General features: G+C 64.2%; 16 protein-coding genes. 10 read left to right on the top strand and 6 right to left on the bottom strand.

Annotated features, from left to right (window positions below; genetic code table 11):
* Positions 1–3 precede the first annotated feature (3 nt).
* Positions 4–1,320: a bifunctional DedA family/phosphatase PAP2 family protein gene (locus ABNP31_RS23200; RefSeq protein WP_025340772.1), complete on the top strand. Its 1,317-nt coding sequence runs from the start codon at positions 4–6 to the stop codon at positions 1,318–1,320.
* 128 nt (positions 1,321–1,448) lie between these two features.
* Here the strand turns inward: ABNP31_RS23200 and ABNP31_RS23205 are convergent, their stop codons facing one another.
* Genes ABNP31_RS23205 through ABNP31_RS23215 form a run of 3 tightly spaced genes read right to left on the bottom strand, consistent with a single transcriptional unit; the run spans position 1,449 to position 3,124 of the window.
* Positions 1,449–2,039 (bottom strand): LON peptidase substrate-binding domain-containing protein, encoded by a 591-nt coding sequence (locus tag ABNP31_RS23205; protein ID WP_350012808.1) that lies wholly within the window; start codon positions 2,037–2,039, stop codon positions 1,449–1,451.
* Between the two features lie 9 nt (positions 2,040–2,048).
* Positions 2,049–2,765 (bottom strand): LrgB family protein, encoded by a 717-nt coding sequence (locus ABNP31_RS23210; RefSeq protein ID WP_350012809.1) that lies wholly within the window; start codon positions 2,763–2,765, stop codon positions 2,049–2,051.
* On the bottom strand, positions 2,762–3,124 hold the full coding sequence (locus ABNP31_RS23215) for a CidA/LrgA family protein (RefSeq protein ID WP_084785276.1): 363 nt from the start codon (positions 3,122–3,124) through the stop codon (positions 2,762–2,764). The genes ABNP31_RS23210 and ABNP31_RS23215 overlap by 4 nt, the downstream gene beginning before the upstream one ends.
* A 143-nt stretch (positions 3,125–3,267) precedes the next feature.
* Here ABNP31_RS23215 and ABNP31_RS23220 point away from each other — a divergent pair, with 143 nt between their 5' ends.
* From ABNP31_RS23220 to ABNP31_RS23260, 9 genes are all read left to right on the top strand, one after another.
* Positions 3,268–3,723 carry a MaoC family dehydratase gene (locus ABNP31_RS23220; RefSeq protein WP_054573589.1) on the top strand — a complete coding sequence of 152 codons (456 nt, stop codon included), beginning with the start codon at positions 3,268–3,270 and terminating at the stop codon, positions 3,721–3,723.
* A 249-nt stretch (positions 3,724–3,972) separates the two neighbouring features.
* Complete coding sequence (gene prmA, locus ABNP31_RS23225) at positions 3,973–4,851, top strand: 50S ribosomal protein L11 methyltransferase (protein WP_025340777.1); 879 nt, start codon at positions 3,973–3,975, stop codon at positions 4,849–4,851.
* 42 nt (positions 4,852–4,893) lie between these two features.
* On the top strand, positions 4,894–6,255 hold the full coding sequence (locus ABNP31_RS23230; protein WP_085663569.1) for a DUF3426 domain-containing protein: 1,362 nt from the start codon (positions 4,894–4,896) through the stop codon (positions 6,253–6,255).
* Positions 6,256–6,510: 255 nt separating this feature from the next.
* Complete coding sequence (gene dusB, locus ABNP31_RS23235) at positions 6,511–7,524, top strand: tRNA dihydrouridine synthase DusB (RefSeq protein WP_046613238.1); 1,014 nt, start codon at positions 6,511–6,513, stop codon at positions 7,522–7,524.
* The gene (fis, locus tag ABNP31_RS23240) at positions 7,521–7,841 is read left to right on the top strand and encodes a DNA-binding transcriptional regulator Fis (protein ID WP_012274390.1); all 321 of its coding nucleotides are present in this window, start codon (positions 7,521–7,523) and stop codon (positions 7,839–7,841) included. Before dusB ends, fis begins: the two co-directional genes overlap by 4 nt.
* Positions 7,842–7,922: 81 nt before the next feature.
* A complete protein-coding gene (purH, locus tag ABNP31_RS23245) occupies positions 7,923–9,530 on the top strand; it encodes a bifunctional phosphoribosylaminoimidazolecarboxamide formyltransferase/IMP cyclohydrolase (protein ID WP_063911866.1) in 1,608 nt (535 codons plus the stop codon).
* 182 nt (positions 9,531–9,712) lie between these two features.
* The gene (gene purD / locus ABNP31_RS23250) at positions 9,713–11,008 is read left to right on the top strand and encodes a phosphoribosylamine--glycine ligase (RefSeq protein WP_350012810.1); all 1,296 of its coding nucleotides are present in this window, start codon (positions 9,713–9,715) and stop codon (positions 11,006–11,008) included.
* Between the two features lie 144 nt (positions 11,009–11,152).
* Positions 11,153–13,924 (top strand): hybrid sensor histidine kinase/response regulator, encoded by a 2,772-nt coding sequence (locus tag ABNP31_RS23255; protein WP_025340782.1) that lies wholly within the window; start codon positions 11,153–11,155, stop codon positions 13,922–13,924.
* A 177-nt stretch (positions 13,925–14,101) separates the two neighbouring features.
* Complete coding sequence (locus ABNP31_RS23260; protein WP_013974374.1) at positions 14,102–14,698, top strand: MarC family protein; 597 nt, start codon at positions 14,102–14,104, stop codon at positions 14,696–14,698.
* Here ABNP31_RS23260 and ABNP31_RS23265 read toward each other — a convergent pair.
* From ABNP31_RS23265 to cobJ, 3 genes are all read right to left on the bottom strand, one after another.
* Complete coding sequence (locus ABNP31_RS23265; RefSeq protein ID WP_238066973.1) at positions 14,676–15,359, bottom strand: hypothetical protein; 684 nt, start codon at positions 15,357–15,359, stop codon at positions 14,676–14,678. The two genes, ABNP31_RS23260 and ABNP31_RS23265, sit on opposite strands and share 23 nt — an antisense overlap.
* A 59-nt stretch (positions 15,360–15,418) precedes the next feature.
* Positions 15,419–16,099, bottom strand: coding sequence for a hypothetical protein (locus tag ABNP31_RS23270; protein ID WP_350012811.1), 681 nt, complete (start codon positions 16,097–16,099; stop codon positions 15,419–15,421).
* A 93-nt stretch (positions 16,100–16,192) separates the two neighbouring features.
* Positions 16,193–17,875 (bottom strand): precorrin-3B C(17)-methyltransferase, encoded by a 1,683-nt coding sequence (gene cobJ / locus ABNP31_RS23275; RefSeq protein ID WP_350013431.1) that lies wholly within the window; start codon positions 17,873–17,875, stop codon positions 16,193–16,195.
* Between the last annotated feature and the right edge of the window lie 2 nt (positions 17,876–17,877).

Genomic DNA, 17,877 nt, shown 5'->3' on the forward strand with positions numbered 1-17,877 from the left:
ACCATGGGCCAATGGCTCGACAGCCTGACCGGCTGGCTCAGCGCCAACCCGCAGTGGCTTGGCCTGGCAATTTTCCTGGTGGCCTGCATCGAGTGCCTGGCCATTGCCGGCATCATCGTGCCAGGCACCGTGCTGCTGTTCGCGGTCGCGGTACTGGCCGGCAGCGGCGCCTTCAGCCTGGGCGAAACGCTGCTGCTGGGCTTTCTCGGCGGCCTGGTGGGCGATGCCTTGTCGTACACGGTGGGCAAGTACTTCCACCAGAATATCCGTCGCCTGCCCCTGCTGCGCCACCATCCGGAATGGATCGGCAGTGCCGAGGCCTACTTCCAGCGCTACGGCATCGCCAGCCTGCTGGTAGGGCGCTTCATCGGGCCGCTGCGGCCAATGCTGCCGATGGTCGCCGGCATGTTCGACATGCCACTGCCGCGCTTCATCGCCGTCAGCCTTGTGGCCGGTGCCGGCTGGGCGGTGGCCTACCTGCTGCCCGGCTGGGCCACCGGCGCGGCCATGCGCCTGCCCTTGCCGGAAGGCTTCTGGCTGGATGCCGGGATCATCGCCGGCACCCTGGCAGTCATCATCGGGCTGAGCCTGAACACCAGCATTCGCGATCAACGCCACGGCACCCGGCTGATCGCCGGCATGAGTTTCCTGGCCTTGGCCGGGGTCTTCCTCGGCTGGCCCTACCTGCACGAATTCGACCAGGGCGTGATGACACTGGTGCAGGAACACCGCAGCCAGGCCATCGATGGAGCCGTGGTGCTGGTGACCCGGCTGGGCGATTTCCGCACCCAGTTGTTCCTCGGCGGCCTGCTGACGGGCCTGCTGCTGCTTGCCCGGCAGTGGCGGCATGCCATGTTCGCTGCGGGCGCGCTGATGGGTACTGCGCTTGCCAACGGCACGCTGAAGTGGCTGTTCGCCCGGGCCCGCCCGGAAGTGCTGAGTGACCCGCTGACCAGCTACAGCATGCCCAGCGGGCACAGTTCGGCGTCGTTTGCGTTCTTTCTGGTGATGGCGGTGCTGGCCGGGCGCGGGCAACCGCCGCGGATGCGCCTGACCTGGGTGATGCTGGGCTGTATTCCAGCGCTGGCGATTGCCCTGTCACGGGTGTACCTGGGGGCGCACTGGCCGACCGACATCCTCGCTGGGGCCTTGCTGGCGTGCTGTGTGTGCGCGCTCAGCCTGGCACTGGTGCAGCGTCACCAGACCCTGCCGGCCTTGCCGCTGCGGGTGTGGTGGCTGGTGTTGCCGGCGTGTGTCGCGTTGCTGGCGTTCTTTGCCATGCATGCGCTGCCGCAGGCTTTGCTGCGGTATCAATATTGATACCGCCTGTACCGGCCTCTTCGCGGGTAAACCCGCTCCCACAGGTACTGCATCAAGCCTTAGAACGGCGCTATCTCTGTGGGAGCGGGTTTACCCGCGAAAAGGCCGGCACTGGCAACCCATCACTATCAGGCAAACAATTCACCCTGAATCCGCTCCAGCAGCTTCTGGATTTCCCCCAACCGCTCCTGTGGCGAGTCGAGGGTCAGCAAATCCAGCTTGTCCTCTTCCATGAACGGCAGCAGGTACGCCAGCTGGTTGGCCAGCGCCTGGCGCCCGTCAACCGGGCGCGGCATGTCCAGGGCTTCGACCATCGGGTGTTCACCCAGGGCCACCAGCAACGCCAGCAGGTCTTCGTCCGCCTCGAGCAACGGGCTGTCCGCCTGCTCCGCCAGCCATTGCACCTGCCCCACCAGCAACTGGTCCTTCTGCACCTCGGTGCTTTCCAGGTTGAAGCGCCGCACACCTTCGACGCGGATACCCAGCAAGCCGTTATCCTGCTGCACGAAGTCACGGATCACCGCCTCGCAGCCGATCGAGGCAACCACCGGCGGCGCCTTGCCGACCTGCTCGCCTTCCAGGATGCACACCACACCAAAACCTTCGCCCCGTTTCATGCAGCGCCCGATCATGTCCAGGTAGCGTGCCTCGAAAATCTGCAAATCGAGGAAACAACCAGGAAACAGCACGGTATTGAGGGGAAACAGCGGTAGCGTCATCACAAGTCCTCAAGCCACCAGGCTGACCGCCAGCGGCAGGAACACCGCCGTGGCCACCCCCATCAGGCTCATCGCCAGCGCGGCAAAGGCGCCGCATTCGTCACTTTCCTGCAGGGCCACCGAAGTGCCCACCGCGTGCGCGGTCACGCCCAGAGACATGCCGCGCGCCTCGGGGCTATGCACGCCAAAACGGCTCAGCAGCGCCGGGCCGAAGATTGCCCCGATCACCCCGGTAATCAGCACGAACACTGCCGCCAGGGCCGCCACGCCGCCAATCTGCTCGGCCACCAGCATGGCGATCGGTGAGGTCACCGATTTCGGCGCCATGGTCATCAGGATCATGTGCTCGGCACCGAACCACCAGCCCAGCATCAGGCAGCACAGCGTGGCGAACAGGCCTCCGACTACCAGCGTAGTAAATGTGGGCCAGAACAGCTGCCGGATACGCCGCAGGTTGAGGTAGAGCGGCACCGCCAGAGCCACGGTGGCAGGCCCCAGCAGGATGTTCATGATTTCGGTGCTCTTGCGGTATTCGCTGTAGTCGATGCCACACACCAGCAACACGCCGATCACCAGCAGCATCGACACCAGTACCGGCTGCAGGAAGATCCAGCGGGTCTTCTCGTAGGCCGCCAGCACCACCTGGTAGGCCCCAAGCGTGATGCCGATACCGAACAAGGGATGATGAACGACCGCATTCAGTGCGCCTTGCCAGTCGAGCATCATGGCTGCTCCTCGCGCCGGCCCTGGCGGTGGATGAGCTTTTGCATCAACACGCCGACGAACACCAGGGTCACCAGGCAGGAGATCAGCAAGGCACCGGCAATGGCCCAGAAGTCCGCGGCGATATCCCTGGCATACACCATCACCCCCACCGCAGGCGGCACCAGCAACAGCGGCAGGTAGCGCAGCAGGCTGCTGGCGGCCTCGTTCAGCGGCTTGCCCACCTCACCACGGGCCATGAGGAAGAACAACAGCAGCAACAGGCCGATGATCGGCCCCGGCAAAAACGGCACCAACAGGTGGTTGATTGCCGTCCCCAGCAGCTGGAACAGCACCAGCCAGGTCAAACCACGCAACAGCATAAGCATCTCCCTCGGGCATGGCCGCCATTATAAGCACGTGCCGCCATATACCGATATTCGTCGAAAAGCGCGCAACTTGACTGAAACGGTTCGCCGTGCTGATCTTGCACTTTCGTACCAACTGACAACCTGGAGAGTCCGCGATGCCCCATGTACCGGTTACAGAGCTTTCGCAGTACGTTGGTAAGGAACTGGGCCGCTCGGCCTGGCTGAAGATCGACCAGCAGCGCATCAACCTGTTCGCCGAAGCCACGGGCGATTTCCAGTTCATCCATGTCGACCCGGAAAAGGCGGCGAAAACCCCGTTTGGCAGCACGATCGCCCACGGTTTCCTGACGTTGTCGCTGATTCCCAAGCTGATCGAGGACATCCTGGTCCTGCCGGAAGGGCTGAAGATGGTGGTGAACTACGGACTGGACAGCGTGCGGTTCATCCAGCCGGTCAAGGTCGATAGCCAGGTGCGGCTGAAGGTGGACCTGGCCGAGGTGACCGAGAAGAAGCCGGGGCAATGGTTGCTCAAGGCGATTGCCACGCTGGAGATCGAGGGAGAAGAGAAACCTGCTTATATAGCTGAGTCGCTTTCACTCTGTTTTGTCTGATGCACCACAGTTTCTGTGGGAGCGGGCAAGCCCGCGAAGCAAGCACCGCGGTGGATGGCACGGGCTTCGCCCGTGTTCGCGGGCGCGCCCGCTCCCACAGGGTGCATGCCAGGATTTCAATGTTGTGCAAGGCAGTAGCCCCAACGATGTCCGTGCCTGGCCTCCTCTACAAACCCACCGCACTCGCGTAAACTGCCAGCCTTCGTGCAGCCTAGGGCTGCCCCTGTCGATTTACCAAAGGTGCCCGCCATGCCCTGGCTGCAAGTACGCCTGGCCATCAGCCCGGAACAAGCCGAAACCTACGAAGATGCCCTGCTCGAAGTGGGTGCCGTCTCGGTCACGTTCATGGACGCCGAGGATCAACCGATCTTCGAGCCAGACCTCAACACCACCCCGCTGTGGTCGCACACCCACCTGCTGGCCCTGTTCGAGGCCGATGCCGACCCTGAGCAGGTATTCGCCCACCTGCGCCTGCTGACCGGCGCCGAGCTGCCCGAGCACCAGGCCGAGGTGATCGAGGACCAGGACTGGGAACGCAGCTGGATGGACAACTTCCAGCCGATGCGCTTCGGCCGCCGCCTGTGGATCGTGCCCAGCTGGCACGAGGCCCCGGAACAGGACGCGGTGAACCTGCTGCTCGACCCGGGCCTGGCATTCGGCACCGGCACCCACCCGACCACCGCCCTGTGCCTGGAATGGCTCGACGGTCAGCAACTCGAAGGCACCCAGGTGCTGGACTTCGGCTGCGGCTCGGGCATTCTGGCCATCGCCGCGCTGCTGCTGGGCGCCCGTGAGGCGGTCGGTACCGACATCGACGTGCAGGCCATCGAGGCTTCGCGCGACAACGCCCAGCGCAACGGCATCGCCGATGAGAAGCTGGCGCTGTACCTGCCCGAGCACATGCCGGCCATGCAGGCCGACGTGCTGGTCGCCAACATCCTCGCTGGCCCGCTGGTGTCGCTGGCACCGCAACTGTCCGGCCTGGTCCGCCCAGGTGGCCTGCTGGCGCTGTCGGGCATCCTCGCCGAGCAGGGTGAGGAAGTGGCCGCGGCCTATGCCGCCGACTTCGAGCTGGACCCGATCGTCGTGCGCGACGGCTGGGTGCGCATCAGTGGTCGCCGCCGTTAAGCGGGCCTAGAATACTTTTCTGCACAGCTCCCGGATTGCCGCATGACCGACAGTTTCGTCACCCAGTGCCCGCATTGCCAGACCAGCTTTCGCGTCACCCACCACCAGTTGAGCGTGGCCCGCGGTGTAGTGCGCTGCGGCCACTGCCTGCAGGTGTTCAACGCCGCCAAGCAGCTGCTGGAGCAGAACCGCGCCGGCGGAGCCAGCGCACCTGCGGTGCCGGCACCGATGCCTGCCGCCCCTGCCGAGCCGCTGGCCGAACCGGTGATCGCACCCGAGCCTGTCGCCAGCGAACCCGGCACCACCCCGGACGAGGACTGGGCGCTCACCAACCAGGCGTTGGACGCGCTCGACCTCGACATGGAACTGGAGCGCCTGGAGCGCCGCGGCCAACCGGCCACGGCTCGCCCGGCCAGCCAGGATGACGGTCTGCAGGCGCGGCGTGACGAACTGCACCCGGACGAACATGCCGACGACCTGTTCGGTACGGCTACCGATGAACCGTTCGAACCGCAACCGGCGATAGAAACCGCGCCCGTGCTGCGGGAGCCGGAGCCCTTGGAGCTGGACCTGGAGCCCGCCCCGGGCGAGCGTACCGAGCCGACGTTAGGCGGCAATCTGGACCTGGACATCGACGACGAGCCACCGGTACACCGTGCCGTCGAAATCGATGACCACCCCGAATTCAACGAACCGCTGCGTGCCAGCGATGATGAAGCCCCGGTACAGGGCCTGAGCGCCCGCGACGACGAGCCGCTGGAGCTGCACCTGTCTGCGCGCGATGACGAGCCTGTCGAGCCGCTGCCCGGCGAACGCCTGGAACCAGGCCTTGCCGGCAAAGCCGAGCGCCCGGCGCGCAAGGAGCCGCTGGTCGACGTCGTCGACGACCCGCTGCAACTGGGCTGGGAAAAGCCCGCACCCAACTGGGGCAAGCGCCTGCTGTGGGGCTTCCTGACCCTGCTGGCCGCTGGCTTGCTGGCGTTCCAGTACGTGTGGTTCCACTTCGACGAAATGGCCCGCCAGGACCAGTACCGGCCGCTCTTCCAGCAAGTCTGCCCGTTGGTCGGCTGCGAAGTGCCGACCCGCGTCGATATCGCCCGAATCAAGAGCAGCAACCTGGTGGTACGCAGCCACCCGGACTTCAAGGGCGCACTGATCGTCGATGCGATCATCTACAACCGCGCGCCGTTCGCCCAGCCGTTCCCGCTGCTGGAACTGCGCTTCGCCGACCTCAATGGCCAGCTGATCGCCAGCCGGCGCTTCAAGCCCAGCGAATACCTGTCCGGCGAACTGGCCGGGCGCGGCGAAATGCCCAGCCAGACCCCGATCCACATCGCCCTGGACATCCTCGATCCGGGGCCGAAGGCCGTTAACTACAGCCTGAGCTTCCGCTCGCCGGAATAACTACCAACCCTGTGGGAGCGGGCGTGCCCGCGATCACGGGCGAAGCCCGTGCCATCCATTGCGCCGCCTGCTTCGCGGGCCCGCCCGCTCCCACAGGGGCCGCGCAAGGTCCTGGATCCTCCCCCCATACCAAATGTCATAAGCCGACAACTGTTCAGATTTTATCCAAATCCATCTTTATCCGGTCACCGAGAGCGGGTATCATGCCAACCCTTTTTCGAACTCCAAGATTCGGCCCCACAACAGGGATCACCTATGTCGGCGGTACGCATCGGCCCATACACACTACGTAACAACCTGATCCTCGCGCCCATGGCCGGGGTCACGGACCAGCCTTTCCGTACACTTTGCCAGCGCCTGGGCGCCGGCATGGTGGTGTCGGAAATGGTCTCCAGCGACATGAGCCTCTGGAACAGCCGCAAGTCGAGCCTGCGCCGCATCCATGAAGGTGATCCCGAACCACGCTCGGTACAGATCGCCGGTGGTGATGCGCAGATGATGGCAGCGGCGGCAAAGGCCAACGTCGAAGCTGGCGCCCAGATCATTGATATCAACATGGGCTGCCCGGCAAAAAAAGTCTGCAACAAAGCCGCAGGCTCTGCTTTATTGAGAGATGAAGCCTTGGTCAGCGAGATTCTCCACGCCGTGGTCGGCGCCGTGGACGTCCCGGTGACCCTGAAGATCCGCACCGGCTGGGACCGGGCGAACAAGAACGGCCTGAACGTGGCGAGGATCGCCGAGCAGGCCGGCATCCAGGCGCTGGCGGTGCATGGCCGCACACGCGCCGACCTGTACACCGGCGAAGCCGAATACGACACCATCGCTGCCATCAAGCAGGCGGTGTCGATCCCGGTTTTTGCCAACGGCGATATCACCTCGCCAGAAAAGGCCCGGGCGGTGCTGGACGCCACCGGGGTAGACGGCCTGTTGATCGGCCGGGCCGCCCAGGGGCGGCCATGGATCTTTCGCGAGATCGAGCATTACCTGCGCACTGGCGAACACCTGCCAGCGCCGCAGCTGGACGAAGTGGAACGCATCCTGCTGGAGCACCTGGCCGCGCTGCATGCCTTCTATGGCGATGTGATGGGCGTACGTATCGCCCGCAAGCACGTTGGCTGGTACCTGGCAACACGACCCGGCGGCAAGGAGTTTCGCTCCCGGTTCAACGCTTTGGAAGACACACAAGCGCAGTGCGCCAACGTTCGCGCGTTTTTCAGCGAACGTCGACAGAGCCTTGAGACAGAGGACGGACAAGGGGTGGCCGCATGACGATGATGACCGAGACATTTGTGAGTGGAACAACGCCCGTGAGCGACAACGCCAACCTGAAACAGCACCTCAACACGCCGAGCGAAGAGGGCCAGACCCTTCGCGACAGCGTCGAGAAGGCGCTGCACAACTACTTCGCCCACCTGGAAGGCGCGACCGTGACGGACGTGTACAACCTGGTGCTCTCCGAAGTCGAGGCGCCCCTGCTCGAAAGCGTGATGAACTACGTGAAGGGCAACCAGACCAAGGCCAGCGAGATGCTCGGGCTGAACCGAGGCACCCTGCGCAAGAAGCTCAAGCAGTACGACTTGTTGTAAGCCAGAATCCCAACCAGAAAAGGCGGCTCCCTGAACAGAGGCGCCTTTTTTGCTGACTCCACCGCGTTATTGGAACCCGAAATGACCGACCAGACTACCCGCCTGCCAGTCCGCCGCGCCCTGATCAGCGTCTCCGACAAGACCGGTATCCTCGAATTCGCCCGTGAGCTGCAGCAGCTCGGTGTCGAGATCCTGTCCACCGGCGGCACCTACAAGCTGCTCAAGGACAACGGCGTCAACGCGGTGGAAGTGGCCGACTACACCGGCTTCGCCGAAATGATGGATGGCCGGGTCAAGACCCTGCACCCGAAAATCCACGGTGGCATCCTCGGCCGTCGCGGCACCGACGACGCCATCATGAACGAGCACGGCATCAAGCCGATCGACCTGGTAGCAGTCAACCTGTACCCGTTCGAAGCCACCATTTCCAAGCCTGGCTGTGATCTGCCGACCGCCATCGAGAACATCGACATCGGCGGCCCGACCATGGTCCGTTCGGCTGCCAAGAATCACAAGGACGTGGCCATCGTGGTCAACGCCAGCGACTACGCCGGCATCGTCGAAGGCCTCAAGGCCGGTGGCCTGACCTACGCCCAGCGCTTCGACCTGATGCTCAAGGCGTTCGAACACACCGCCGCCTACGACGGCATGATCGCCAACTACATGGGCACCATCGACCAGGCCAAAGAGACCCTGAGCACTGAAGGCCGCAGCGAATTCCCGCGCACCTTCAACAGCCAGTTCGTCAAGGCCCAGGAAATGCGCTACGGCGAGAACCCGCACCAGAGCGCGGCGTTCTACGTGGAAGCGAAAAAAGGCGAAGCCAGCGTTTCCACCGCCATCCAGCTGCAGGGCAAGGAACTGTCGTTCAACAACGTGGCCGACACCGACGCCGCACTGGAGTGCGTGAAGAGCTTCGTCAAGCCGGCCTGCGTCATCGTCAAGCACGCCAACCCATGCGGCGTGGCCGTGGTACCTGAAGACGAAGGCGGCATCCGCAAGGCCTACGACCTGGCCTATGCCACCGACACCGAGTCGGCGTTCGGCGGCATCATCGCCTTCAACCGCGAGCTGGACGGCGAAACCGCCAAGGCCATCGTCGACCGCCAGTTCGTCGAAGTGATCATCGCGCCGAAAATCTCCCAGGCTGCCCGCGACGTGGTTGCCGCCAAGCAGAACGTACGCCTGCTGGAATGCGGCGAGTGGCCAGCCGAGCGCGCTGCCGGTTGGGACTTCAAGCGCGTCAACGGTGGCCTGCTGGTGCAGAGCCGCGATATCGGCATGATCACTGCCGATGACCTGAAGATCGTCACCAAGCGCGCGCCGACCGAGCAAGAGATCCACGACCTGGTGTTCGCCTGGAAAGTGGCCAAGTTCGTCAAGTCCAACGCCATTGTCTACGCCAAGCAGCGCCAGACCATCGGCGTCGGCGCCGGCCAGATGAGCCGCGTCAACTCCGCGCGCATTGCTGCAATCAAGGCCGAGCATGCCGGCCTGCAGGTGCAGGGCGCAGTCATGGCGTCGGACGCGTTCTTCCCGTTCCGTGACGGCATCGACAATGCGGCTAAAGTGGGTATCAGCGCCGTGATCCAGCCGGGTGGTTCGATGCGTGATGCCGAGGTGATTGCTGCCGCTGACGAAGCCGGCATCGCCATGGTCTTCACCGGTATGCGCCACTTCCGCCACTAAACAGATGCAGGGCCGATCGCCGGCCCTTGTAGGAGCGGCCTTGTGTCGCGATAGGGCCGCAAGGCGGCCCCGGCAATTTCTGCTGCGAAGCTGAAAACCTGGGGCCGCTACGCGCCCCTTTCGCGACACAAGGCCGCTCCTACAGGAAGCGGGATCGGCCAGACAGAATTCGAGGTTTTGACATGAAAGTTTTGATCATCGGCAGCGGCGGCCGTGAGCACGCCCTGGCCTGGAAAGTCGCCCAGGACCCACGCGTGGAGAAAGTCTTCGTTGCCCCGGGCAACGCCGGCACCGCCATTGAAGCCAAGTGCGAGAACGTCGCCATCGACGTGTGCGCCCTGGAGCAACTGGCTGACTTCGCCGAGAAGAACGTCGACCTGACCATCGTCGGCCCGGAAGCACCGCTGGTCATCGGCGTGGTCGACCTGTTCCGCAGCCGCGGCCTGGACTGCTTCGGTCCGACCAAGGGCGCAGCCCAGCTGGAAGGCTCCAAGGCCTTCACCAAGGACTTCCTGGCGCGTCACAAGATCCCGACCGCCGACTACCAGAACTTCACCGAAATCGAACCGGCGCTGGCCTACCTGCAGGAAAAAGGCGCGCCGATCGTGATCAAGGCCGACGGCCTGGCCGCGGGCAAGGGCGTGATCGTCGCCATGACCCTGGAAGAAGCCGAAGCCGCCGTGCGTGACATGCTGGCCGGCAACGCCTTCGGCGATGCGGGCTCCCGCGTGGTGATCGAGGAGTTCCTCGACGGCGAGGAAGCCAGCTTCATCGTCATGGTCGACGGCCAGAACGTGCTGCCCATGGCCACCAGCCAGGACCACAAGCGCGTCGGCGACCAGGACACCGGCCCGAACACCGGCGGCATGGGTGCCTACTCCCCTGCCCCGGTGGTCACCGCCGAAGTGCACCAGCGCGTGATGGACCAGGTGATCTGGCCGACCGTGCGCGGCATGGCCGAGGAAGGCAACGTCTACACCGGCTTCCTCTACGCCGGCCTGATGATCGACAAGGCGGGCAACCCCAAGGTCATCGAGTTCAACTGCCGCTTCGGCGACCCTGAGACCCAGCCAGTCATGCTGCGCCTGGAGTCGAGCCTGGTGCTGCTGGTCGAGGCCGCATTCGCCAAGGCGCTGGACAAGGTCGAAGCACAGTGGGACCCGCGCCCGAGCCTGGGCGTGGTACTGGCTGCCGGCGGCTACCCGGGCGACTACGCCAAGGGTGACGTGATCAATGGACTGGACGCTGCCGCGAAGATCGAAGGCAAGGTGTTCCACGCCGGTACTGCGCTCAAGGATGGCAAGGTGACCACCAACGGCGGCCGCGTGCTGTGTGCCACCGCCATGGGCAGCACCGTTGCCGACGCGCAGCAGCAGGCTTACCGCCTGGCCAAGGAAGTAAGCTGGAACGGCAGCTTCTACCGCACCGACATCGGCTACCGGGCCATCGCCCGCGAGTGCGGTGAGCACCAGCAGTAAGTTGTACCGGGCTGCCGCAGCGCGCTCCAGCACCTTGCGCCTGCGGCATCCGGCTCGTCGACAGGGCCCCGAGGGGCCTTGCCTTCGACTTGGCGCGCCGCGCATAGTTAATACCCGGCACCTTGGCTAAGAAGGGATTTCGTAGTGCGTCGGCTTCGGATTGCCTCAGCTCTGATCGTCAGCTTGCTGACCTTGCTCTGCATGTTCCCGGCTGCGGCCGAACATGACGGAGGCTGGGCCGTTCTGCTCGACGAACAGGCCAACCTGCAACTGAGCGACGTGCGCTCCGAGCGTTACCGCAACCAGTTCAGCCCGCTGGTACTCGCCGACCTGGATGCCGCCCCCGCGGAACAGGCCCTGTGGCTGCACTACCGCCTGGAGCCCGGCGAGCAGGAACAACTGCTGCGGGTTTTCGCCCCAGACCTTTCTGGCCTGGACCTCTACGCCCTCGAGGGCGACCAGCTTCTGCGTCAGCTGCACCACGGGCGCCAGGCCGGCAATGCCAGCCCGACCCTGCGTGGCAGCGACCATGTACTGCCCCTGCCCAACAGCAAGCAACCCCTGGATATCTACCTGCGCCTGGTTTCCGAGCACCAGCTGCGCCCGGCCATCAGCCTGGAGCCTGCGGCCGTGGCAGCCTCCGACCAGCGCCAGCCACTGCTGTTCGGCATGCTGTTCGGCGGCCTGGTGATGCTGATCATGCACAACCTGATCCGCTTCCTCTACAGCCGCTCCAGCACCACCCTGATCCTGGCGCTGTACCACGGCCTGATGCTGCTCAGCGGCCTGATCCTGCTGAACCTCAGCGGCCCCTGGTGGCACGTGTGGCACAGCGCGCAGACGCCCGCCGCATACCTGACGCTGGTCCTGGCCGGCCTGGCCGGGCTGTGTTTCACCCAGCATTTCTTCTCGCCATGCAACTCGCCACGGCTCAACCGCCTGCTGCAGGGCGAGATGCTGGTGGTCGGGTTGAGCGGGTTGGTGCTGCTGTTCGTCGACACCCTGCCCCTGAACCTGATGACCTACGCCCTGATGGCCCTGGGCAGCGTGAGCATGCTGCTGGTCAGCAGCTACCACTGGTACAAGGGCTATGCCCCCGCACGCCTGTTCAGCCTGGCCATGGTGGTGTTCAACCTCGGTGGGCTGGTGCTGCTGCCAGCGCTGCTGGGCCTGACCCGTACTTCGACGCCCTGGCTGCTGTGCATCCTGCTGGGGCTGACCGTGGCCAGCGGCCTGCTGCTCAACCTGGCAGTCAGCGAACGCCTGCGGCGCATGAGTGAAGAGCGCTTCAGCGCCAGCCGCGCCCTGGCTGCCAGCGATGCCGAAATCAACGCCAAGGCCGAGTTCCTGGCCAAGATCAGCCACGAAATCCGCACCCCCATGAACGGTGTGCTGGGCATGACCGAGCTGCTGCTGGGCACGCCGCTGTCGGTCAAGCAGCGCGACTACGTGCAGACCATTCACAGCGCCGGCAACGAACTGCTCACGCTGATCAACGAGATTCTCGACATTTCCAAGCTGGAATCCCGGCAGATCGAACTCGATGACGTGCAGTTCGACCTCAACGCGCTGATCGAAGATTGCCTGAACATCTTCCGTGCCAAGGCCGAACAGCAGAACATCGAACTGATCAGCTTCACCCAGCCGCAGGTACCACGGGTGATCAGCGGCGACCCGACGCGCCTGCGCCAGGCCTTGTCGAGCCTGCTGGAGAATGCCCTGAAAAACACCGACCAGGGCGAGATCCTGCTGGTAGTGGCGCTGGACCAGCGCGGCGAGGTACCGCGCCTGCGCATCGCCGTGCAGGACAGCGGCGAACCGTTGCCCGCCGCTGACCGCGAAGCCCTGCTGCAGGCCGAGTTGCACAGCCACCACTTCCTGTCCAGCAACAAGCTGGGCGGCCACCTGGGGCTGGTCATCGCCAAGCAGCTGATCGGCCTGATGCAGGGTGAGTTCGGCATCAAGAGCAGCACCGGCATGGGCAACACCCTGTGGCTGACGCTGCCGCTGGACCCTTCGCGCCTGGAACAGCCACCGGCCGACCTGGACAGCCCGCTGCGCGATGCTCGCGTACTGGTGGTGGACGACAACGACACCTGCCGCAAGGTGCTGGTACAGCAGTGCAGTGCCTGGGGCATGAACGTCAGCGCGGTCCCGTCGGGCAAGGAAGCGCTGGCCCTGCTGCGCACCAAGGCCCACCTGCGCGACTACTTCGATGCCGTGCTGCTGGACCAGAACATGCCAGGCATGACCGGCATGCAGCTGGCCGCCAAGATCAAGGAAGACCCGAGCCTGAACCACGACATCCTGGTGGTGATGCTCACGGGCATCAGCAACGCGCCGAGCAAGGTCATTGCGCGCAACGCCGGGGTCAAGCGGATCCTCGCCAAGCCGGTGGCCGGCTACACGCTGAAAACCACCCTGGCCGAAGAACTGGCCCAGCGCGGCCGCGAGCAAGCCATACCAGCCAGTTTGCCCGGCATCCCCCAGGCACTGGACCTGCCCGGCGATTTCCGCGTGCTGGTCGCCGAGGACAACAGCATCTCGACCAAGGTGATCCGCGGCATGCTCGGCAAGCTCAACCTCGAGCCCGACACCGCCAGCAATGGCGAAGAGGCCTTGCAGGCGATGAAGGCGCAGCGCTATGACCTGGTGCTGATGGACTGCGAAATGCCGATACTGGACGGCTTCTCGGCCACCCAGCAGCTGCGCGCCTGGGAAGCGGCCAACCAGCGCCAGCGCACCCCGGTGGTGGCGCTGACCGCGCACATACTTGCCGAACACAAGGAACGCGCCCGCCTGGCGGGCATGGACGGGCACATGGCCAAACCGGTGGAACTGTCGCAGTTGCGAGAGCTGATCCAGTACTGGGCCAATCACCGGGAAGCCAAGGTGGATCCGGTGCATAGTTCCTGATCTGAGGCGCCTGTGCCGGCCTCTTCGCGGGTGAACCCGCTCCCACAGGGATAGCATTGCCTTCAGGCCTTATGCAGTACCTGTGGGAGCGGGTTCACCCGCGAAAAGGCCGGTACAGGCTATCAACAGAATCTGCTGATAAACTCTGCCCAGCCATAACTGCCTGGACTAGCCCCCATGCTCCATGAGTTGTTCAGCGTCTACCTGAAAATGCTCGTGCTCTACAGCCCGTTCTTCGTGCTGTCGTGCTTCATCAGCCTGACCCGCGGACACTCCAGCAAGGAGCGCAAGCAGCTGGCCTGGAAGGTGGCCATCGCCGCGCTGATCGCCAGTGTCCTGCTGTACCTGTTCGGGCGGGCGATCTTCGGCATCTTCGGCATCACCGCCGACGCCTTCCGCATCGGCGCCGGCAGCGTGCTGTTCATCTCGGCACTGGGCATGGCCCAAGGCAAGTCCGCGGTACAGGCCGACAACGTGCAGCAGGATGTCACCATCGTGCCGCTGACCATCCCGCTCACCGTCGGCCCCGGCACCATCGGTGCACTGCTGGTGATGGGCGTCGGCCACCCGCACTGGGACGACAAGCTGTTGGCCATCATCAGCATCGCCCTGGCCAGCTTTACCGTCGGCCTGGTGCTGTACCTGTCACACCGTATCGAGCGCATCCTCGGTGACCAGGGCCTGCAGATCGTCAGCCGGCTGATGGGGCTGTTCGTCTGCGCCCTGGCTGCACAAATCATCTTTACCGGTATCAAAGGCTACCTGGCGCCCTGACCATCGCCGCATTGAGGTCGAACCGATACTCCCCCTGCGCATCCTTGGTTTTCATCAATGCCTGCAGTTCATCTCGCTGGTGTTGGAAGCGCCCGTTATCCAGCTGCAAGGAAACGCCATTGAACCCGGCTTCGCCCTCCAGCGCCTTTTCGACCAACAGCATGTCCTGAGAGATGCCGGCGATCGGCTTGTCGAATTGCAGGGTGATACTGCAAAGGTCGAGCGCCGGCCCCGGCTTGAGCAGGCCAAGCTCGATCACCAGCTGCGAACCCTGCGTGCTGAACTTCAGCTGGTGGCGAAAACCTTCGATCGATCGGCCCAGGCCGCTTCTTACTGCAGCCAGCACGGCTTCATGACGGATCGAGCGCATCTTCAGCCACGCCTCGAGCGGCTGTATCTGCGCGCTGCGCGCGGGTTGCCCCAACTGTTTCAGGTCATGCGTACTGGCCAGCTTGATCCAGCCCAGTTGCCGATATGCCTCGCGATAGGCGTCATACCAGGCTTCATAGTTGTCAAAGCGTGACCCCGCATTCCTGTTGGCCACCAACTGGGCGTAAAGGATGGAGTCGAAGGCAGCCTGGCGTTGAATCTGGCCAGTGTCCGCGCGATACAGTAATGCCGTCCCGCCAATCAACATCAGTTGTTCAGCTGTTCTGTCCATTGCGTTGCCTCGTCACAAAGAGCCGAACAAGGCGGCGTTGCAACAACGCCGCCCTGCAATCAGATGTCGTACTGGAGAACGTTCTCGACGCTGCGCACGCCGAGTTTGTTTTCCACGGTTTCGCGGACCTTGTCGTAGACGAAAGTGTTGAGGGTGAGCACAGCCATGCCGGCGTAGTACTCGGTCTTTTCCAGCTTCCACTGGATACCCAGGATGTCATCATCCAGTTGTGGGGCAGACGCCTGGATGCAGTTCACCACCATGACTACATCGTTGTTGTCGGTTTCGACGCAGGCGGCCATCCCGACCATGCCCCTGACCTTGTTCTTGCGCTTGTGATCGACCACCTTGAGGTCGTTTTCGACGGTGGTGAGTTTGTCGAAGGCCGCCTTGGCCAGCACACCCAACTTGGTACCACCCAGCACCGCATTACCGACCGCACCAATCGCCCGTACAGCGACAGCACCTATGGTGACAGACAGGTCGGCAGAGGTTTCCAGCTCGAAGGTGCGACGAGGGATGGTAAAACCAAGATCACGCATGACATCGATGAACCGGTCATACCACTCCCTGCTCTGTTTTTCGGCATCGAAGGACTTGTCAGCCACCAAGGTGGCAAAGTGGAAGGCATTCTTCACATCGTGGCGGCTTTGCGCCGACATGCCTGCGCCGCAGGCCAGCAGGTTACCTTCAACCAGGATGGCTGTGTCAGTTGCAGTGACTTGTGTTTCTGTGGACATGTGGAAACTCCTAGATGGTTACCCCTCGAGTGAGGGGCAACCAACTTAGCCAGCGCGCCCAGGATGCAACGCGCTGAAGGGTTTCCGGTGCAACTAGTCGGCCGACGGGTACCAACGCGGCGTGTAGGCCCACACCCCACCCGAGAGGCGAGGAAACACGCAGGTTGTAGATGAGCCGACCAGCACCATGGTGCGCATGTCGACCATTTCCGGCAGCAGCTCGGCCAATGTGACGACCTTCAGCGTCTGCCCCGGCCTACCGATGTCACGGCCAAGGACTACAGGCGTGTTCCCCTCGCGGTGCCGACGCACGACCTCCAGCGCTACCCCGAGCTGGTGCGGCCTTGCCTTGGAAATCGGGTTGTAGAACGCCAGCACCAGGTCGGCCTGGGCCGCCAGGTCCAAGCGCTTTTCAATGATCGACCACGGCTTGAGGTTGTCCGACAGCGACATCACGCAGAAGTCATGCCCCAGCGGCGCGCCCGCCTGGGCGGCGGTCGCGAGCGAGGCCGACACCCCCGGCAGGATCTCGAGATCCACCCGGTGCCAGGCCGGGTCAGTGGACTCGTGCAACGCTTCAAGTACCGCAGCTGCCATGGCGAACACACCCGGGTCGCCCGACGACACCACCACAACCGAACGGCCCTGGGCTGCCAGTTCGAAAGCATGCCGGGCACGCTGCATCTCTTCACGGTTGTCGGTGCAGTGCAGCACTTGGTCGTCACGGAACGGGCCGGCCATGCGCACGTAGGTTTCGTAACCGAGCACATCTTCGGCCCGCGCAAGCTCGGCCTTGACCGCCGGCACCATCAGCTCGGCTGCACCCGGCCCCAGGCCGATGACCGCCAGACGACCCCGACGACGACCGATCTGCGCCACCTCGACCGGGGCAGGCGCCACCGCGATGACCACGTCTGCCACCTCGATCAGCTGCGCAGCAGGCAATGCCGCAGCAACCATCCCGGCCAGATCATGCGTCCTGGCAGCAAAGCGCAAGGCAATCCCCAGGGCCTGTGCGGCCTCGTGCAGGGCATTGTCGGCCATGGCTTGCTCGTCGGCCAGCAGGCAGGCCACTGCAGGCTCGGCGATGCCGGCCTGCTGCAATGCCGCACGGATACTGGCCAGGCTGCCGCCAGCAACACCCACTACCACCGAACGCGGGTGGATCAGCAGCTCGTCGCGGCTGGCCGGGCGGGCCTGGTGCCCCACATGGATGGTACGCCGAGCCGCCTCGCTGGCAGGCAACTGTGCCTGTTGCAGCCACGGCGCGTCACCTTCGATGCGCACCGCCTCGCCAGCCAGCAGGTCGGAGACAAAGCGCTTGCCTTGCTCGATATCCGCCAGCGCATAGCCCTGTGGCGGGTTCAGCAGACAGGTGCCGAAACGCAGCTCGCCACTGGTGGTGATGGCCGCAGCAACGCCCAGTGCTTCAGCGATTTCGCGCGCCATCACGTTCACACCGCCAAGGCCACCAAGCAACGGCACTACGGCACTGCCGTCTTCGGCCACGGCCAGTACCGGTGGCTCGACACCTTTCTCGCTGAGCAGGCTGGCCAGGCTGCGGATGACGATACCCGCCGCGCACAGGGCGATGATCGGCGTGTTCTGCTGGTACAGCCCACGCAGGGTATCGCCGAACGCGGTGTAGCAAAGGTCGGCACCCTCGACCCGGCCTTCCAGGCCATGGATCGATGCTTGTGGATAACGCTGCTGGATACGCTGCGCCGTGGCCAGGCTGCCCTGGCCAAGGATGACGATCGCCGGTGCCTGGTGCATGT

The sequence above is a fragment of the Pseudomonas asiatica genome (assembly GCF_040214835.1).
Classification (GTDB): Bacteria; Pseudomonadota; Gammaproteobacteria; order Pseudomonadales; family Pseudomonadaceae; genus Aquipseudomonas; species Aquipseudomonas putida_Z.